General features: G+C 68.2%; 15 protein-coding genes. 6 read left to right on the forward strand and 9 right to left on the reverse strand.

Annotation, left to right across the window (positions count from 1 at the left end):
• Nucleotides 1-16: 16 nt before the first annotated feature.
• On the forward strand, nucleotides 17-184 hold the full coding sequence (locus F0357_RS24645) for a hypothetical protein (RefSeq protein WP_246161490.1): 168 nt from the start codon (nucleotides 17-19) through the stop codon (nucleotides 182-184).
• Nucleotides 181-1,815 (forward strand): citramalate synthase, encoded by a 1,635-nt coding sequence (gene cimA, locus F0357_RS15920; RefSeq protein WP_153484171.1) that lies wholly within the window; start codon nucleotides 181-183, stop codon nucleotides 1,813-1,815. The genes F0357_RS24645 and cimA overlap by 4 nt, the downstream gene beginning before the upstream one ends.
• A gap of 78 nt (nucleotides 1,816-1,893) precedes the next feature.
• Here cimA and F0357_RS15925 read toward each other — a convergent pair whose 3' ends face one another.
• Nucleotides 1,894-2,487, reverse strand: a complete 594-nt coding sequence (locus F0357_RS15925; RefSeq protein ID WP_153484175.1) for an LOG family protein — start codon at nucleotides 2,485-2,487, stop codon at nucleotides 1,894-1,896.
• Between the two features lie 270 nt (nucleotides 2,488-2,757).
• Between F0357_RS15925 and F0357_RS15930 the strand changes: the two genes are divergently transcribed.
• Nucleotides 2,758-4,008 carry a LysM peptidoglycan-binding domain-containing protein gene (locus F0357_RS15930; protein WP_153484179.1) on the forward strand — a complete coding sequence of 417 codons (1,251 nt, stop codon included), beginning with the start codon at nucleotides 2,758-2,760 and terminating at the stop codon, nucleotides 4,006-4,008.
• Nucleotides 4,009-4,042: 34 nt separating this feature from the next.
• Here the strand turns inward: F0357_RS15930 and F0357_RS15935 are convergent, their stop codons facing one another.
• The 3 genes from F0357_RS15935 to F0357_RS15945 all read right to left on the reverse strand — a co-directional run bounded on the left by F0357_RS15935 (nucleotide 4,043) and on the right by F0357_RS15945 (nucleotide 8,378).
• Nucleotides 4,043-5,962, reverse strand: a complete 1,920-nt coding sequence (locus F0357_RS15935) for an ABC transporter ATP-binding protein/permease (protein WP_153484182.1) — start codon at nucleotides 5,960-5,962, stop codon at nucleotides 4,043-4,045.
• A gap of 92 nt (nucleotides 5,963-6,054) precedes the next feature.
• A complete protein-coding gene (locus tag F0357_RS15940) occupies nucleotides 6,055-7,878 on the reverse strand; it encodes an ABCB family ABC transporter ATP-binding protein/permease (RefSeq protein ID WP_312861716.1) in 1,824 nt (607 codons plus the stop codon).
• Between the two features lie 56 nt (nucleotides 7,879-7,934).
• The gene (locus tag F0357_RS15945; RefSeq protein WP_246161491.1) at nucleotides 7,935-8,378 is read right to left on the reverse strand and encodes an ArsR/SmtB family transcription factor; all 444 of its coding nucleotides are present in this window, start codon (nucleotides 8,376-8,378) and stop codon (nucleotides 7,935-7,937) included.
• A gap of 205 nt (nucleotides 8,379-8,583) precedes the next feature.
• Between F0357_RS15945 and F0357_RS15950 the strand changes: the two genes are divergently transcribed.
• The 3 genes from F0357_RS15950 to F0357_RS25275 are packed head-to-tail and all read left to right on the forward strand — an operon-like array spanning nucleotide 8,584 to nucleotide 10,132.
• Complete coding sequence (locus F0357_RS15950) at nucleotides 8,584-9,291, forward strand: phosphatidylserine decarboxylase (protein WP_153484186.1); 708 nt, start codon at nucleotides 8,584-8,586, stop codon at nucleotides 9,289-9,291.
• An 11-nt stretch (nucleotides 9,292-9,302) separates the two neighbouring features.
• Entirely contained in the window at nucleotides 9,303-9,821 is a 519-nt protein-coding gene (pssA, locus tag F0357_RS25270) for a CDP-diacylglycerol--serine O-phosphatidyltransferase (protein WP_312861620.1), read from the forward strand.
• 5 nt (nucleotides 9,822-9,826) lie between these two features.
• A complete protein-coding gene (locus F0357_RS25275) occupies nucleotides 9,827-10,132 on the forward strand; it encodes a hypothetical protein (protein ID WP_312861717.1) in 306 nt (101 codons plus the stop codon).
• 21 nt (nucleotides 10,133-10,153) lie between these two features.
• Here F0357_RS25275 and F0357_RS15960 read toward each other — a convergent pair whose 3' ends face one another.
• The 5 genes from F0357_RS15960 to F0357_RS15980 all read right to left on the reverse strand — a co-directional run bounded on the left by F0357_RS15960 (nucleotide 10,154) and on the right by F0357_RS15980 (nucleotide 16,535).
• Complete coding sequence (locus F0357_RS15960; RefSeq protein ID WP_153484189.1) at nucleotides 10,154-13,297, reverse strand: efflux RND transporter permease subunit; 3,144 nt, start codon at nucleotides 13,295-13,297, stop codon at nucleotides 10,154-10,156.
• 11 nt (nucleotides 13,298-13,308) lie between these two features.
• Nucleotides 13,309-14,553: an efflux RND transporter periplasmic adaptor subunit gene (locus F0357_RS15965; protein WP_208948374.1), complete on the reverse strand. Its 1,245-nt coding sequence runs from the start codon at nucleotides 14,551-14,553 to the stop codon at nucleotides 13,309-13,311.
• An 8-nt stretch (nucleotides 14,554-14,561) separates the two neighbouring features.
• The gene (locus F0357_RS15970) at nucleotides 14,562-15,110 is read right to left on the reverse strand and encodes a PadR family transcriptional regulator (protein WP_153484195.1); all 549 of its coding nucleotides are present in this window, start codon (nucleotides 15,108-15,110) and stop codon (nucleotides 14,562-14,564) included.
• Between the two features lie 127 nt (nucleotides 15,111-15,237).
• Nucleotides 15,238-16,062: a ferritin-like domain-containing protein gene (locus F0357_RS15975; protein ID WP_376767809.1), complete on the reverse strand. Its 825-nt coding sequence runs from the start codon at nucleotides 16,060-16,062 to the stop codon at nucleotides 15,238-15,240.
• A gap of 2 nt (nucleotides 16,063-16,064) precedes the next feature.
• Nucleotides 16,065-16,535, reverse strand: a complete 471-nt coding sequence (locus F0357_RS15980; protein WP_153484197.1) for a peroxiredoxin — start codon at nucleotides 16,533-16,535, stop codon at nucleotides 16,065-16,067.
• Nucleotides 16,536-16,606: the final 71 nt, after the last annotated feature.

The raw sequence follows: 16,606 nt of genomic DNA on the forward strand, positions 1-16,606 counted from the left end.
CGGCACCGAGGGGCGAATGCCCTGGTTCGATCGGCTCGCGCATCTCAAGGGCCGGGAGACGGAGGCCGACATGCCGCCGGCCGCGTTCGCCAGCCTCGTCTCCTATCAGCACCCCGATCACGACACGACCCGATGGCCGCCGACGAACGCCGGGCGGCCCGACACCGAAGAAGACGGACAATGACCCGCGATCGCCTCTTTCTGTTCGACACCACTCTGCGCGACGGCGCGCAGACGAACGGGCTCGATTTCTCGCTCGAGGACAAGATCGCCGTCGCCAAGCTGCTCGACCGGCTCGGGGTCGATTATGTCGAAGGCGGCTATCCCGGCGCGAACCCGCTCGACACGGCGTTCTTCTCCGAGCGGCGCACCCGCCGCGCTCGCTTCACCGCCTTCGGCATGACGCGGCGGCCCGGCCGCTCGGCCTCCAACGATCCGGGTCTCGTCGACGTGCTGCAGGCGAGTGCGGATGCGTGCTGCTTCGTCGCCAAAACATGGGATTTCCACGTCCGCGTTGCCCTCGGTGCCACCGAGGAGGAGAACCTCGCTTCGATCCGCGACACCGTCGAGGCGGCGCGCGCCGCCGGCCGCGAGGCGCTGATCGATTGCGAGCACTTCTTCGACGGCTTCAAGGCGAACCCCGATTATGCGCTCGCCTGCGCCCGCACCGCCTATGAGGCCGGCGCGCGCTGGGTCGTGCTCTGCGACACCAACGGCGGCACCATGCCGGACGAGGTCGAGGCCATCGTCCGCCTCGTCACGGCCGTCGTTCCGGGGGCGCATCTCGGCATCCACGCCCACGACGATACCGGGCAGGCGGTCGCGAACTCGCTCGCGGCGGTGCGCGCCGGCGTGCGCCAGATCCAGGGAACGCTCAACGGGATCGGCGAGCGCTGCGGCAATGCCAACTTGGTCAGCCTGATCCCGACGCTGAAGCTGAAGCGCGAGTTCGCCGACCTCGTCGAGATCGGCGTCGGCGAGCAGGCCCTCGGCGAACTGACCCAGATCAGCCGCGCCTTCGACGAGATCCTGAACCGCGCGCCGAACCGCCACGCGCCCTATGTCGGCGAGGCGGCGTTCGCGACCAAGGCGGGTATCCACGCCTCGGCGATCCTCAAGGACCCGGCGACCTACGAGCACGTGCCGCCGGAGAGCGTCGGCAACCGCCGCCGCGTGCTCGTCTCGGACCAGGCCGGCAAGTCGAACCTGATCGCCGAGCTCGACCGCGTCGGCATCGTGATCGCCAAGGATGATCCCCGCCTCGACGCGCTCTTGCGCGAGGTGAAGGCGCTCGAGGCCGAGGGCTATGCCTACGAGGGCGCGGACGCGTCGTTCGCACTGCTCGCCCACCGCACCCTCGGCACGCTGCCGCGCTTCTTCGACGTGCGGTCGTTCCGGGTGATGGTGGAGCGGCGCTTCAACGCCACCGGCGATCTCGTCACCGTGTCGGAAGCGGTGGTGAAGGTCGAGGTCGACGGCGAGATCCTGATGTCGGTCGCGGAGGGCAACGGCCCGGTCAACGCGCTCGATCTCGCGCTGCGCAAGGATCTCGGCCGCTATCAGTCGCTCATCGCGGATTTGGAACTCGTCGACTTCAAGGTCCGTATCCTGAACGGCGGCACCGGCGCGACGACCCGCGTTCTGATCGAGAGCCGCGACGGGGCCGGCGAGCGCTGGTTCACCGTCGGCGTCTCGCCGAACCTCGTCGACGCCTCGTTCCAGGCGCTGATGGATTCGATGAACTACAAGCTGCTCAAGGCCGGCGCCGACCCGGCCCGCGACACCTCCCTCGACCATCGCCGCCGGGCGTCGTGACGAACCAAGCCCCGCGGCCGGCAGCCCCGGGGCGTCCTCTCCGCCGGACGCGTCGTTGTGCGGTGCCGTCGGCGGGGGTTACAGCCGGTCGAGCACGGCCGTCTCGCCGTCATCGCCGGCGGCCACGTGGCGGGTGAGGAGGTCGATCGCGGCGGCGGCGTCGGGCACCATGTCGAAATGGATGTCGAGCCCGGGGCGGATGAAGGCCTGGGCCCGCATGTGCTCGATCAGGTGGACGAGCGGCGACCAGAAATCGTTGACGTTGACGAGCACGATCGGCTTGGCGTGACGGCCGAGCTGCGCCCAGGTCATCATCTCGACGACCTCTTCCAGCGTTCCGATCCCGCCCGGCAGCGCGACGAAGGCGTCGGCGCGCTCGAACATCAGCCGTTTGCGCTCGTGCATGTCGCCGGTGACGATCAATTCGTCGACCTCGAGCAGCATCACTTCGCGGTCGCGCAGGAACTGCGGGATGATGCCGGTGACCTTGCCGCCGTTCGACAGCGCGCCGCGGGCGACCGTGCCCATCAGACCGATCGATCCGCCGCCATAAACGAGGCGGATGCCACGCTCGGCGAACGCCCGACCGAGGGCCTCGGCGGTCGCCACATAAGCCGGATCGATCCCGTTGCCGGAACCGCAATAGACGCAGACGGAACGAATGTTGGTCATGTCCCTCTGTTGCATCGCGGTAAGGGAGCGTCAAGCGTCGCCGGGCGGCGATGCCCGGCGGACCTCGGGCAGAAGCGGCTAAACCTCGCGAATTGTTGAGGATCGCTTGCGGCGCGCCCGGGTGGCGTATATCGACATCATGACAATGAACGCGCGCGTGCGCAGCGGTCGAATCAAAACTTGTGTGTATGATTTTCGGTCTGGGACCGAAGACGACCGAGTGGGGACTGGCTGGAGCCGAAGCGAAGACGTCTGGAGGGGTAGTCGACCATGAAGGGTGCCGCCCGTAACGGAGCGATCCTGATCGCGGTTCTGATCGTCGCGGGTGGCGGATACGCGCTCTACCGGTCGTCACATTCGACGGCGCCGAGCCCTTCTTCTTCGCCCGCCTCATCGAGCACGCCCGCACCCTCGGCTCAGCCCGCGGCACCGGCCGCCGGCAACAGCGCCGCGCCGGCGGCGTCCGCGAGCGGGACGCCCGCCGCGACCGCCTCGGCGAAGGCGACGAGCCCCGCAGCCCAAGGGGCCGCCGCCCCCGGTGCTTCGACGACGGCCGGATCGACGGCCACGGCCACGGCCGCGGCGAGCGGCTCGACCGGGGCCAGCGCGCCGGGGCCCGGCGGCGTCACCGTCGCCGAGAAGGCAGGCTCGGCGGCCGAGCAGACGAACGCCGACAAGCCCGCCGCGCCGACCTTCGACGTCGTGCGCGTGGAGAAGTCCGGCGACGCGACGCTCGCCGGCCGGTCCGTGCCGAACGCCGACATCGTGCTCTATGCGAACGGTGCCGTTGTCGGCCGCACCAAGGCCGACGCCCAGGGCAATTGGGTGATGGTGCTCGAGCGCCCGCTCGCCCCCGGCGAATATGATCTCGCGCTGACGAGCGTCGCGCCGGGCGACAAGAGCGAGACCGAGGCGATCGATCACATCGCGGTTTCGATCCCGAAGGATCGCAGCGAGACGCCGCTCGTCGCGGTGGTGACGAAGAGCGGCCCGACCCGCGTGCTCCAGCAGCCGGGCTCCGCCGAAGTGCCGCCGGCCAACGCGGCCGCCGGCGCCGGGGTTTCGATCGCGAAGGTCGAACTGCAATCCGGCACGCTGCACGTCACCGGCACCGCGGCGCCGGATGCGGCCGTTCGGCTCTACGTGGACGACGTCCCCGTGGCCGAGGGCAAGGCGACGGCCGACGGCGCCTTCGATCTCGCCGGCAAGACCCCGCTCGCCACCGGCGCCCATCAGGTGCGCGTCGATCAGGTTGCCGGCAGCGAGGCCAAGGTGGTGGCGCGGGCCGAGGTGCCCTTCACCAACGATCTGCCGGTCGCCTCGACCAAGATCGCGAGTGCGGCGGGGAAAGAGAAGGCCCGCGAGGTCGTCATCCGCCGGGGCGACGACCTCTGGAGCATCGCGCAGCAGCTCTATGGCAGCGGCAACCGCTATGTCTCAATCTACCGCGCCAACAAGAAGCAGATCCGCAATCCGGACCTGATCTATCCGGGACAGGTCTTCAAGCTTCCGGCGCCCTGACCCGGGCGCCTGTGGCGCTTTCCGCGTGCCGAACTCATTCCGCCGCGCGGGGGCGCGCGCCCGGTTCGCCATCCGTCAGGACGAACGTCCCATCAGCCCCTTCGAACGCCGTGACGATGCGGTCGTGGAAGGCGGCGAGCGTCGAACGGTGGCCGATGGAGACGACGGTCGTTCCGGGTAGCCGCGCCGTGACGAGGGTGTAGAGCGCGTTTTCCGCCGGCTCGTCGAGCGCGGATGTCGCCTCGTCGAGAAAGAGCCAGTCCGGCTTGGCGAGGATCACGCGGGCGAGCGCCAAACGCTGCTGCTCACCCAGCGAGAGGATCATCGTCCAACTCGCCTCGACGTCGATCTGGTCGACGAGGTCGGCGAGCCCGACGGCCGACAGCGCCTCCGCGATCGCTCCGTCGCCGAAGGCGTCCGGCGCGGCCGGATACGCGATGGCGCGGCGCAGCGGCCCCATCGGCAGGTAAGGGCGCTGCGGCAGGAGCAGCACGCTCGCCCCGCCCGGCACTTCGATCACGCCCTCGCCGAACGGCCAGACACCGGCGACGGCGCGGAACAGGGTCGACTTGCCGGCTCCGGAGGGACCCATTACCAGCGTGCGCTCGCCGCCGCGGAAGGTGAGGGCGGGAATCGAGAGGATCGGCGTGCCCTCCGGCATGCGCAGGGTGAGGTCGCGGACGACGACGGCGGTCTCGGTATCGGGCGGCGCATCGGGCATGATTGGCGCGGCGGCCTGAGGGGCGATCCGGATCGTCGCGGCGTCGCCGCTCGCGCGGTTCGCCCGGGCGATGCCGTCCTCGAAGGTCTGCATCCGGTCGAGCACCGCCTGATAGGCGGCGAGCGTCGTGTAGGAATCGATGAAGAAGCTCATCGTCTCCTGCACCCGGGAGAAGGCGTCCGCCGTCTGCGTCATGCCGCCGAGCAAGATCTTGCCGGCGAAATAATAGGGCGCGACCAAGACGTACGGCACCACCGCATTGACCTGCGAATAGCCGGCCGTAACGATGATGAGCCGCTTCATGCGGGCGATGATGGCGTAATAGTTGTCGACGATGCCGCCGAAGCGCTGCTGGAGGTTGGAGAGTTCCGCCTGTTCGCCCTTCAGGAGGCCGATCTGTTCGGCATATTCGCGCAGCCGCGCGAGGGAGAAGCGGAAATCGGCCTCGTAGCGCTGCTGGGCGAAGTTGAGACGGATCAGCGGCCTGCCGACGCGGTGGGTGATCCAGGTGGCGAGCACGGTGTAGATCAGCGCGCCCCACAAGAGGAAGCCTGGCATCCGCATCTCGGTGCCCGGCAGCGTGAAATTGCGCGACAGGATCCACAGCACCACGGAGAACGAGGCGAGGTTGCTCACGGCGGAAAGCAGGCCGAGCGTCAGCGATTGCGTGGTTTGGACGAACTGGTCGATGTCGTCGGCGATGCGCTGGTCCGGGTTGTCGGTCGCGGTCCGGGCGATCATCATCCGGTAGGGCGTGCCGTCGGCGAGCCAGGTGCCGACATAGCGGTGGGTCAGCCAGCGCCGCCAGCGGATGCGCAGGTAGCTCTCGAGGGCGTAGCGGTAGATCGCGATCACGATGGCGATCATCGCCCAGAACAGGAACACCGTGAGCAGCAGGCTCCAGAAAGCCCGGGCATCGTGCTGCTGGATCGCGTCGTACCAGGAATTGTTGAAGTAGGAGAGGCGGACGTCGATCGCGACGTCGGCAAAAGTCGCCGCGATCACGATGGCCGCCATGATGAGGGCGAGCCATCCCTCCCGGATCCGGAGGCGGCCGAAACGCCCGAGCTCCACCTCGGTCACGTCCCGCGTGCTGAAGTAGGGCACCGTGAGGCGCCACGCGAGGCTCGCGGTCCGGCGGACCGCCGCGAGACGCTGGCCCTTGGGCGGCGGGGGCGGAGCGCCCTTGATGGAGGAAGGATCGGCGAGGGACGCGGCACTGGCGACGGGCATGCGAACTCGATCTCGGTTCGACTCGTTTCGTCGCCACCAAACGCGCGGCGCCCGGCCAGATTATGGCGCGGAGCGGCCGGCGGTAAGGATCATTATTGCGCTGCGATCGGCTCCGGACGGATCGGCGGATCGGGAATCTCGATCGAGCCGGCTTCCTGCGCCTCGCGCTGGCGCTCCCACATCTCGGCATAGAGCCCGCCGAGCGCGACGAGATCGCCGTGGCGACCGCGCTCGACGATGCGGCCGCCGTCGAGCACCAGGATCTCGTCGGCATCGACGACCGTCGACAGACGATGGGCGATGACGAGAGCGGTACGGTTCTCGGCGACCCGGTCGAGCGCCGACTGGATCTCCTGCTCGGTGCGGGTGTCGAGGGCGGAAGTCGCCTCGTCGAGAATTAGGATCGGCGGCGCTTTCAGGATGGTGCGGGCGATCGCGACGCGCTGCTTCTCGCCGCCGGAGAGCTTGAGGCCGCGCTCGCCGACCTCGGTCTGGTAGCGCTTCGGCAGTCCTTCGACGAAGTGTGCGATCTGGGCGGAGCGCGCCGCCGCCTCGACTTCCGCCTCCGACGCGCTCGGCCGGCCGTAGCGGATGTTGTAGCCGATGGTGTCGTTGAAGAGCACGGTGTCCTGGGGGACGATGCCGATCGCGGCGCGCAGCGAGGCCTGAGTGACCTCGCGCAGATCCTGCCCGTCGATGAGGATCCGCCCGCCCGTCACGTCGTAGAAGCGGAAGAGCAGACGGGAGATCGTGGATTTGCCGGCGCCCGACGGCCCGACGATCGCGACGGTCGCGCCCGCTGGCACGGTGAAGCTGACGCCCTTCAGGATCTCGCGGTCCGGGTCGTAGTGGAAGTGGACGTCCTCGAAGGTGACGCTGCCGTGGGCGACGCTGAGGGCGGGGGCGCCCGGCTTGTCCTGCACCTCGGGCGCCACGTCGATCAGGTCGACCATCGCTTCGATGTCGGTCAGGCCCTGTCGGATTTCGCGGTAGACGAACCCGATGAAGTTGAGCGGGATCGAAAGCTGCATCAGCAGCGCATTGATCATCACGAAATCGCCGACGCTCTGGGTGCCCTGCAGCACTGCATAGGCGGACATCACCATGCAGATGATGGTGCCGGCGGCGAAAATGATGGCTTGTCCCTGGTTCAGCCAGGCGAGCGAGACCCAAGTCTCAATCGCGGCCTTCTCGTAGACCGCAATCGATTTGTCGAAGCGTTCCGCCTCGACTCGCTCGTTGCTGAAATATTTGACCGTTTCATAGTTGAGGAGGGAATCGACGGCCTTTGAGTTCGCCTCCGTGTCCGAGGAATTCATCACCCGGACGATGCCCATACGCCAGTTCGACATCTTGATGGTGAAGAGGACGTAGAGATAGACGGTCGCCGCGATGACGACGACATACCAGACGTCGAACTGGTACCAGATCACGACGGCCATCAGCGCGAACTCGATGACGGTCGGGATCGAATTCAAGATGGCGTGGCGAACGACGTTCTCGATGCCGTTGGTGCCGCGCTCGATCACCCGCGACAGGCCGCCGGTGCGGCGCTGCAGGTGGAAGCGCAGCGAGAGCTCGTGGAGATGGACGAAGGTGCGGATCGCGAGCGAGCGGACGGCGTGCTGGCCGACCCTGGCGAACAGAGCGTCGCGCACCTGGTTGAACGCCGTCATCAGCATCCGGCCGACGCCGTAGGAGATGACGAGCAGGATCGGCGTCGAGAGCAGAATGGCGGTGCGGTCGTCGGCACTGTGGCCCAGCGCGTCGGTCGCCCACTTGTAGGAATAGGGGACGAGGACGGTGACGACCTTGCCGATGAGGAGCGCCACCAGCGCCACCATCACACGGGCGCGCAGATCCGGCCGGTCTGCCGGCCACATATAGGGCCACAGCCCCTTGAGGGCGGTGGCGATGGCGCGGCCTTCGCTCTTGTCCCGCGTTGCCGCGGACGGCTGGTCTGCAACCCGGCTCAAGTCAGTTCCTCTCCGCGCACCGGCTCGTGCCGGAGTGCTGCCGCCGTGCGTGTTCCACACGCCGGCAATGTCAGGCCGCCGAGGGCCGCCATCATGGCCTTGAGCGCGTCGCGTTCGATCGCGTAGCACGCCCGCGGGCCTTCGATCACGCCGGTGACGATGCCGGCGTCCTTGAGCACCTTGAGGTGTTCGGAGACGGTCGATTGGGCGAGGGGCAGCCGGCGGACGATCTCGCCGCAGCAGCAGCCGTCTTCATCGAGCAGCGCACGGACGATCGCGAGCCGGGCCGGATGCGCAAGGGCCTTGAACGCCCGCGCCAGACTCATGTCGGTCTCTGTGTAGCGCACGTGGAATCCCTTGATCGCCGTTCGTCGATAGACGATGACGGTTTGGCCGGCAAGAGCGGTTTTCCGAAACACGATTCCTGTCTGGCGCGCCAAGCTTGCCCGAAGCGGGCTCGGGTCCGTCCCGCCCTTCTGCGGCGATCGCGCCGCGTTCCGGGTCCCATCGCCGATGGGGACCTCACGGTCGGGAGCAGGACTTCCCTTCGGAAGCCAGACGTGGGAAAGCAGGGCGCTTTCGACAAGGTCTCGCCGCCGGCTTTCGCCGGTCGCGCTCCTTGGGCTCGATGAAGAGGACCTTTTCATGGCACATGGCCTCGGCGAATCCATCCGGCGCGCCATGGTCCCGATCCACCGGGAAGGTTACCCCTATATCGCCGGCTTCCTGGCGCTGACGGTGGTGCTGTGGCTGTTGTGGGCGCCGGCTGGATGGGTCGTGCTCGGCCTCACGATCTGGTGCACGCTGTTCTTCCGCGATCCGGTCCGCGTCACGCCGCTCGATCCGACGCTCGCCTTCTCGCCGGCCGACGGCCGAGTGGCGATGGTCGACTACGCGGTGGTGCCGAGCGAGCTCGGCCTCGGCGAGGAAATCCGCCCGCGCGTCTCGATCTTCATGAGCGTGTTCGACGTTCACGTGAACCGCGCGCCGGTCGCCGGCGCCGTCAGCCGGATGGTCTATCGGCCGGGCCGCTTCCTCAATGCCGAGGACCCGCAGGCAAGCGTCGAGAACGAGCGCAACGGCATCATCATCGAAACCGCGACCGGGCCGATGGCGGTGGTGCAGATCGCCGGTCTCGTGGCGCGCCGCATCGTGCCGTTCGTGCGCCAGGGCGACAGCGTCGGCGCCGGCGACCGCATCGGGTTGATCCGGTTCGGCTCGCGCCTCGACGTCTATCTGCCGGCCGGCGCGGTGCCGCTCGTCGCCGAGGGACAGCGCGCGGTCGCCGGCGAGACGCCGATCGCCGATCTGACAGGTATCAGGCCGCAGCCGCTCGCGGTTCGGACCCTCTGAGGCGCCCGCGGATGATCGATCTGTTTCCGCCCTTCGATCCCGGCCATCGCCGCACCAAGCGGCGGCCGCTGCGTATCCGCCGGCTACCGATGCGGCTTATCGCGCCGAACGTCGTCACTCTGCTCGCGCTTTGCTCCGGTCTCACCGCGATCCGCATGGCGCTCGAGAACCGCTACGATTGGGCGATCTTCGCCATCGTCGTCGCGGCGATCCTCGACGGGCTCGACGGCCGGGTGGCGCGACTTTTGAAATCGACCTCGCGGTTCGGTGCCGAACTCGACAGCCTCACCGATTTCGTCAATTTCGGCGTGGCGCCGGCGGTGCTGCTCTATGTGTGGACGCTCCACGAACTGCGCTCCATGGGCTGGATCGTGGTGCTCATCTTCGCCATCGCCGCGGCGCTGCGCTTGGCGCGCTTCAACGTGATGCTGGAGGACAGGACGCGGCCGGCCTGGCACGGCAACTTCTTCACCGGCGTTCCGTCGCCGGCGGGGCGGTGTGCGCCCTGCTGCCGATCAACCTTGCCTTGACCGGCGTGATCGAGCCGGGGCGGGAGGTCGCCGTGGTCGTCGCGATCTATACAGTGATCGTCGGCCTTCTGATGGTGAGCTCCGTCCCGACCTTCTCCGGCAAGAAGCTCGGATCGCGCATCCGCCGCGATCTCGTGCTGCCGCTGTTCGTGGTCGTGGTCCTGATCGTCGCGCTCGTGGTGTCCTATCCCTTCGAGATGCTCTCGATCGGCGCGATCGTCTATCTCCTCGCCATCCCCGTCGGCGTCGCAGCCTGGCGGCGGCTCGCCGCTGCGACGCCGGACATCGAGGTGGACGAGCAGGACGCCTGATCGGGCGCCCCGCTCCGCCGCTCATTCCGCGGCGTGGGGCAGATGCCCGACGCTCGGGTGCGCAGCGGGCTTGGGACCCGCCGCGGCGTGCGGACCGTCCTCATCGTCTTCCTTCGGACCGATGAAGCGTCCGAACACCCAGCCCATGAAGCGCGAGACGTCGTCCATCACCGTGTAGAACGCGGGGACGAAGATCAGCGACAGCACGGTCGAGACCGCGAGACCGCCGATCACCGCGATCGCCATCGGAGCGCGGAACTCGCCGCCCTCGCCGAGGCCGAGCGCGCTCGGCACCATGCCGGCGATCATGGCGATGGTCGTCATGATGATCGGCCGCGCGCGCTTGCGCCCGGCGTCGATCACCGCGTCGACCCGGTTCATGCCGCGATGGACGCCCTCGACGGCGAAATCCACGATCATGATCGCGTTCTTCGTCACGATGCCCATCAGCATGAGGATGCCGATCACCACCGGCATCGAGACCGGGTTGTCGGTCGCGAGCAGGCCGAGGATGACGCCGCCGATCGCGAGCGGCAGCGAGAGCAGGATGGTGATCGGCTGGAACACGCTGCCGAACAGCAGGATGAGCACGCCGAACACCATCATCAGGCCGGCGCCCATCGCCATCGCGAAGCCCGAGAACACCTCGCCCATCACCTCGACATCGCCGCTCTCCTCGATGCGGACGCCCTTCGGAAGGCCCACCTTCTCGGCGGTCGTCATCACCTTGGCGACGGCATCACCAAGTGCCACGCCCTTGACGAGGTCGGCGCCGATCGAAACCCGCCGCTCGCGGTCATAGCGATCGATCGAGGATGGCCCTTGACCGAAGGAGATGTCGGCGACCGAGGCGAGCGGCAGGGGCTCGCCGGTTCCCGCCTTCACCGCCATGGCGCGGACCAAGGCGAGGTTCTTGCGGGCGTCGGTGTCGAACTGCACCCGGATCGGGATCAGCCGGTCGCCCGCGTTGAACTTGGCGAGGTTGGCGTCGATGTCGCCGATGGTGGCGACGCGGATCGCCTCGGAGATGTCCTCCGTCGAGACGCCGTAGCGCGCGGCCTCCTCGAGCCGGGGCCGGATGCGGATCTCCGGACGATCGACGCCCGCGACCGCCGCCACGTTGGCGAGGCCCGGCTCGGCGCGCAGCGCCCCTTCGAGTTTGCCGACCGCCTCGTCGAGGGCGATGGGGTCGTTGGACAACAGCGAGATCGAGAGTTCCCGATCGCCGCGCTCGTTGACGTACCAGGCGCGGACATCCGGCAAATCGGCGATCAGGCCGTTGATGACGCCCTCGATCTCCTTCTGGGATCGCTTGCGCTCGCTCTTCGGCGTCAGCGTGACGAACACCGCGGCCTTGCGGACCTCGAGATTGCCGGTGGGCGAGGTTCCGCCGAGAACGAAGACCTGAGAGACCTCCGGGATCGTGCGGATCGCCTTGGCGATCTCGTCGGTCTTGGCGCGGGTGTCGTCCAGGGTCGCTCCCGGCGGCAGTTCGACCGAGACGACCGTGCGGCCGATGTCCTCGACGGGAAGAAAGCCGGTCGGCAGCAGGCCGGTCGACCACAACGAGCCGGCGAACAGCAGGAGACCGACGGCGAGCGTCACCAGACGATGGCGGACCGTCCAGCCGAGGAAGCGCACATAGCGCCGCATCAGCCAGCCGTCGCGCTCCTCGACATGCTTGGTCGGCCGCATCAGATAGGCCGCCATCATCGGCGTGATGAGACGGGCGACGAGCAGCGAGATCAGCACCGCGACCGCGACCGTCAGGCCGAACTGCTTGAAATATTGCCCGGCGATGCCGCCCATGAAGCTCACCGGCGCGAACACCGCGACGATGGTCATGGTGATGGCGATGACGGCGAGGCCGATCTCGTCGGCTGCTTCCATCGCCGCGCGGTAAGGCGATTTGCCCATCCGCATGTGGCGGACGATGTTCTCGATCTCCACGATGGCGTCGTCGACCAGGATGCCGGTGACGAGAGTGATGGCGAGCAAGCTGATGAGATTCAGGGAGAATCCCATGATGCTCATCAGCCAGAAGGCCGGAATGATCGAGAGGGGCAGTGCCACCGCCGCGATCAGCGTGGCACGCCAGTCCTTGAGGAAGATGAACACCACGATGACGGCGAGGATCGCGCCTTCGATCAGCGTCTGCATCGCGGATTCGTAGTTGCCATAGATGTTCGCGACGGAATCGTCGATCAGCGCATACGAGACCTCGGGATGCGCGGCGTGCAATTCCTCGATGGCCTTGGCGACGACTGCGGCGACGGTGACGTCGCTCGCCCCCTTCGAGCGGTAGACAGAGAATGATACGACCGGCGTATCACCGCCGAGCCGGGCGAACGAGCGCGGTTCCTGGAAGCCGTCGCGCACCGTGCCCAGTTCGTCGAGCCGCACGCTGCGGCCGCCGGGGATGTTGATGACGGTATTGTCGAGCTCGGCGACGGTGTGCGCGCCGGCGAGGGTGCGCAGGGATTGTTCCTGGCCGCCGATCTCGGCGCGGCCGCCGGCGAGGTCCACGTTGGTGGCGCGCAGCCGGCTCGACACGTCGCCGGCCGTCATGCCGAGCGACATCAGCCTGTCGGGGTCGAGCACGACCTGGATTTCGCGGGAGACGCCGCCGATGCGGTCGACCTTGCCGACGCCGGGCAGGCCCTGGAGCTTGCGCTTCACCACGTCGTCCACGAACCAGGAGAGTTGCTCCAGCGTCATCGACGGTGCGGCCGCGGCGTAGGTCTGGATCGCCTGGCCTTCCACGTCGATGCGCTGGACGATCGGCTCGTCGATGTTGCGCGGCAGGTCGGCGCGGATCTTCGAGATCGCATCCTTGGTGTCGTTGAGGGCGCGGTCGGGATCGACCTCGAGGCGGAACTCGATCGCGGTCGTAGAATCGCCGTCGGTGATGGTCGAGCTGACGTGCTTCACGCCGGTGAGATTGGCGACCGCGTCCTCCACCTTGCGGGTGATCTGGGTCTCCATCTCCGACGGGGCGGCGCCCGATTGGGTGACGGTGACCGAGACGATCGGCACGTCGATATTCGGAAAGCGTGTGATCGGAAGGGTTTGAAACGCGACGATCCCGAGCAGCATCAAGACCGAGAACAGCACGATCGAGGGGACCGGCTTTCGGATCGACCAGGCGGAGAAGTTCATGGCCATGGCGGGCGTCCTCAGTTGCTCGGGGCCGAAGGCGCCGGCACGGTCTGTGCCACGACGGGTGTGACGCGGTCGCCGTTGCGCAGGAAGGTCCCGGAGGTGGCGACCACCTGCTCACCCGGTGCGATGCCCTCGGCGATCTCGGCGCGCCCCTCCGAGACGAGGCCGATCGTGATCGGACGTGTCTCGATCTTGCCCTCGGCCGCGACTTGAACGCTGGGGCCGCCCGGCCCGTAGAGCACCGCCGAAAGCGGTACGATCACGCCGGTTCGGGTGGCGGTATCGACCTCGGCGCGCCCGAAGGCGCCGATCGTGAGGCCTGCCACCGGCGGCAGTGCGATGCGGACCGAACCCAGCCGGGTCTTGGAATCGACCTCCGGCGAAATCAGCCGGACGGTGCCGGCGATCGGCTCGCGGAAACCCGCCGGCCACACCCGCGCCTTCTGACCGACCCGGAGCTTGGCGATCGCCGTCTCGGCGACGTCGGCGGCGAGCTCGATGTCGCCGTTCTCGATGATGGTGAAGAGGGGGCCGGAGGTGAGCCCGACCACCGCGCCGAGATTGGCGTCGCGCCGGCTGACGATGCCGGCGACGGGCGCTTTGATCTCGGTGCGCTCCAGTTCGATCCGGTTTGCCTTGGCCTGGGCCTCCGCGAGGGTGAGGTCGGCGCGGGCGGCTTCGAGCGAGCGCTTGGAGGCTTCCAGCCGCGCGGCGGCGACCTCCGCCTCCGATTTGCGCTGGTCGAAGGTCTGTTTGGAGGCGACGCCGCTGCTGGTCAGCGCCTCGGTGCGGGCGAACGCCTTGCGGGTCTGATCGAGGGTCGATTCGGCTTCCGTGACCTGGCTTTCACCCTGGGCGATCGCCGCCCTCGCGCGCTCGATCTGCGCGGCCGATTGGGCGACGGTCGCCTCGGCGGTGTCGCTCGAGAGCCGCGCGAGGACTTGCCCCTTGGTGACGTGGTCGCCCGCCTCGACGAGGATCTCGGTGATGGCGAGGCCGTTCACCTCGGCCGTGACCCGGGCCTCCTCCCGCGGCCGCATGGTGCCGGTGACGAGCTCGTGTTCGACGAGGCTGCCGGTCTCCGCCTTCACGACGGTCACGGTCGGCGGCTTGGCGGCGACCGGAGCTGGCTCTTGCGCCCACGCGGGCGTGCCGGCGAGGCTCGCGGACAGAGCCGTGGCCGACAGGATCGCGGCGGCGAGGCGGGCGGTGCGCGAAGGGGCGGAGATCGGGCGGAAGGGCTTGGCCGGAAGCGGCATGATCGGTCTCATTCGGCGGCCTCGGGGTGGCGCGCGTCGGTTTCGCTGGCGATCGCAAGGAGGGCGTCGCGGTTGGTGCGGAGATAATCGAGGGCCGTCTGATTGCAGGCGAGGCCGTAGCGGATCGCCCAGTCCGAGGCCAGGTCGTCGCACGGGAGATGCCCACCGATCTGCTCGATGTCGGCCTCGATATGCTGGATGGCCCGGTCGATGGCCGCGGCGACGATCGTCTTCGGCAGGATCGGGGCGCAGACGGCGATGAGCAGGAACTCGGAGCGGAAGATATCCGGCGCCGGGGGGCGGCTCAGATCACCACGCAGCACTTCACGGCCTTTGTCGGTGATCGAATAGATCTTGCGGGCCGGCTTGCCGGGCTGGGTTTCCTCGCGGGCGGTGACAAGCCCCTCGTCCTCGAGCTTTGCCAGTGTCGGGTAGATCGAGCCGAAGCTGACGTCGCCGAAATAGCTGAACGATCCTTCGACCGACAGCTTCCGGATTTCGTAGCCCGAGGCGTCCTTGAAGTGGAGGACGGCGAGGCAGAGCGTGCGCACGTTCATGAAGCGATCCCTCGGGCCTCCGATCAGGAGCCCCCGGCCGAGCGATCGTTATACGCGGCGGCAAGCGTATCGGATCGCTATATAGCGGGGCTATATATATCGAACCGATATAAGGTCAATGGAAGGATCACGTCCGGGTGACGATGAGCGGGCGATAGAAGCCCGGCGTCAGCCCCGCTTCGGAGCGCGCGCGGTCGTTGAAAGGCGGCTTCAGCCCGCCGCGGAAATGGCGCCGCACCAGGGCGTGGAAGGTCGGCTCGGGGGCGACCCCATCGCGCTCGCAGGCATGGCGGAACCAGCGCATGCCGATCGCGACATGGCCTTTCTCGTCGCGGTAGACGATTTCCAGGATTTCGGCGGTCGTCTCGTCACCGGCCTCACGGGCGCGCTCGATCATCGGCGGGGTGACGTCGAGGCCGCGGGCCTCGAGCACCAGCGGCACGATCGCGAGGCGGGCCGCGAGCGAATGGCCGGTCTCCTGCGCCGCCTGCCAGAGGCCGTCGTGGGCCGGAAGGTCGCCATAGGCGGCGCCGAGACCGGCGAGCCGTTGCTCGAGCAGGCCGAAATGGATCGCCTCCTCGAAGCCGACCCGCACCCAATCGTCGAAGAAGGCGCGCGGAAGGCCTTCGTCGGCGAAGCGGCCGATGATGTCCCAGGCGAGATCGATGGCGTTGAGTTCGATGTGGGCGAGGGCGTGGATCAGCGCGATGCGGCCTTCGCCGGGATCGGCCGAGCGCTTCGGCATGTCGCGCGGCGCGAGCAGAATCGGCCGCGCGGGCCGGCCCGGCCGCTCCGGAACCGGCGGATCGAGGGTCGGGCGGGTAAGCGAAAGGGCGCCCGCCCGCCATTGGTCGGCCGCCGCGCGGGCGAGCCGCGCCTTCTCCGCCGGCACGGGCTCCGCCACGACGAGACGCGCCGCAGCGGCGAGGGACGGAAAAGGCGCGGCCGTCACGGTCAGAGCGCCTTGACGGCTTCGAGCACCGCCTCGGCATGCCCGTCCACCTTCACCTTCGGCCACACCTTGGCGACGGTACCGTCGCGCCCGATGAGGACGGTGGTCCGCTCGACGCCCATGTACTTGCGGCCGTACATCGACTTCTCGACCCACACGCCGTAGGCGGTGCAGACGCTCTGGTCCTCGTCCGAGGCGAGACGGACGGCGAGATTGTGCTTCGCCTTGAACTTGTCGTGGCTCTTCACCGAATCCGGCGAAATGCCGATCACGACGGCGCCGGCGGCTGCGAACGCGTCTGTGCGGGCTGTGAAGTCGATCGCCTCGAGGGTGCAGCCCTGAGTGTCGTCCTTCGGATAGAAATAGAGCACCACCGGCTTGCCCTGGAGCGCCGAGAGGCTGATCGGCTCGCCGCCGTCACCGGGCAGGGTGAAATCGGGCGCGGGCTGGCCGGGAGCGGGAAGGGCGGTCATGTGCAAATCCTCCGGTCGCGGGACGGGCGGCCATGCTTTCTTCGCATGACCGTGTTTCAACATGTGGCCGG

This window comes from Segnochrobactrum spirostomi (genome assembly GCF_009600605.1).
Classification (GTDB): Bacteria; Pseudomonadota; Alphaproteobacteria; order Rhizobiales; family Segnochrobactraceae; genus Segnochrobactrum; species Segnochrobactrum spirostomi.

What these genes read in the sequence shown, in the direction of transcription:
- F0357_RS15935 (WP_153484182.1), bottom strand. Translation starts at nt 5,962, where the DNA reads ATGCCCGTCGCCAGTGCCGCGTCCCTCGCCGATCCTTCCTCCATCAAG.
- F0357_RS15970 (WP_153484195.1), bottom strand. Translation starts at nt 15,110, where the DNA reads ATGAACGTGCGCACGCTCTGCCTCGCCGTCCTCCACTTCAAGGACGCC.
- F0357_RS15965 (WP_208948374.1), bottom strand. Translation starts at nt 14,553, where the DNA reads ATGCCGCTTCCGGCCAAGCCCTTCCGCCCGATCTCCGCCCCTTCGCGC.
- cimA (WP_153484171.1), top strand. Translation starts at nt 181, where the DNA reads ATGACCCGCGATCGCCTCTTTCTGTTCGACACCACTCTGCGCGACGGC.
- F0357_RS15930 (WP_153484179.1), top strand. Translation starts at nt 2,758, where the DNA reads ATGAAGGGTGCCGCCCGTAACGGAGCGATCCTGATCGCGGTTCTGATC.
- pssA (WP_312861620.1), top strand. Translation starts at nt 9,303, where the DNA reads ATGATCGATCTGTTTCCGCCCTTCGATCCCGGCCATCGCCGCACCAAG.
- F0357_RS15950 (WP_153484186.1), top strand. Translation starts at nt 8,584, where the DNA reads ATGGCACATGGCCTCGGCGAATCCATCCGGCGCGCCATGGTCCCGATC.
- F0357_RS24645 (WP_246161490.1), top strand. Translation starts at nt 17, where the DNA reads ATGCCCTGGTTCGATCGGCTCGCGCATCTCAAGGGCCGGGAGACGGAG.
- F0357_RS15980 (WP_153484197.1), bottom strand. Translation starts at nt 16,535, where the DNA reads ATGACCGCCCTTCCCGCTCCCGGCCAGCCCGCGCCCGATTTCACCCTG.
- F0357_RS15960 (WP_153484189.1), bottom strand. Translation starts at nt 13,297, where the DNA reads ATGGCCATGAACTTCTCCGCCTGGTCGATCCGAAAGCCGGTCCCCTCG.
- F0357_RS15925 (WP_153484175.1), bottom strand. Translation starts at nt 2,487, where the DNA reads ATGACCAACATTCGTTCCGTCTGCGTCTATTGCGGTTCCGGCAACGGG.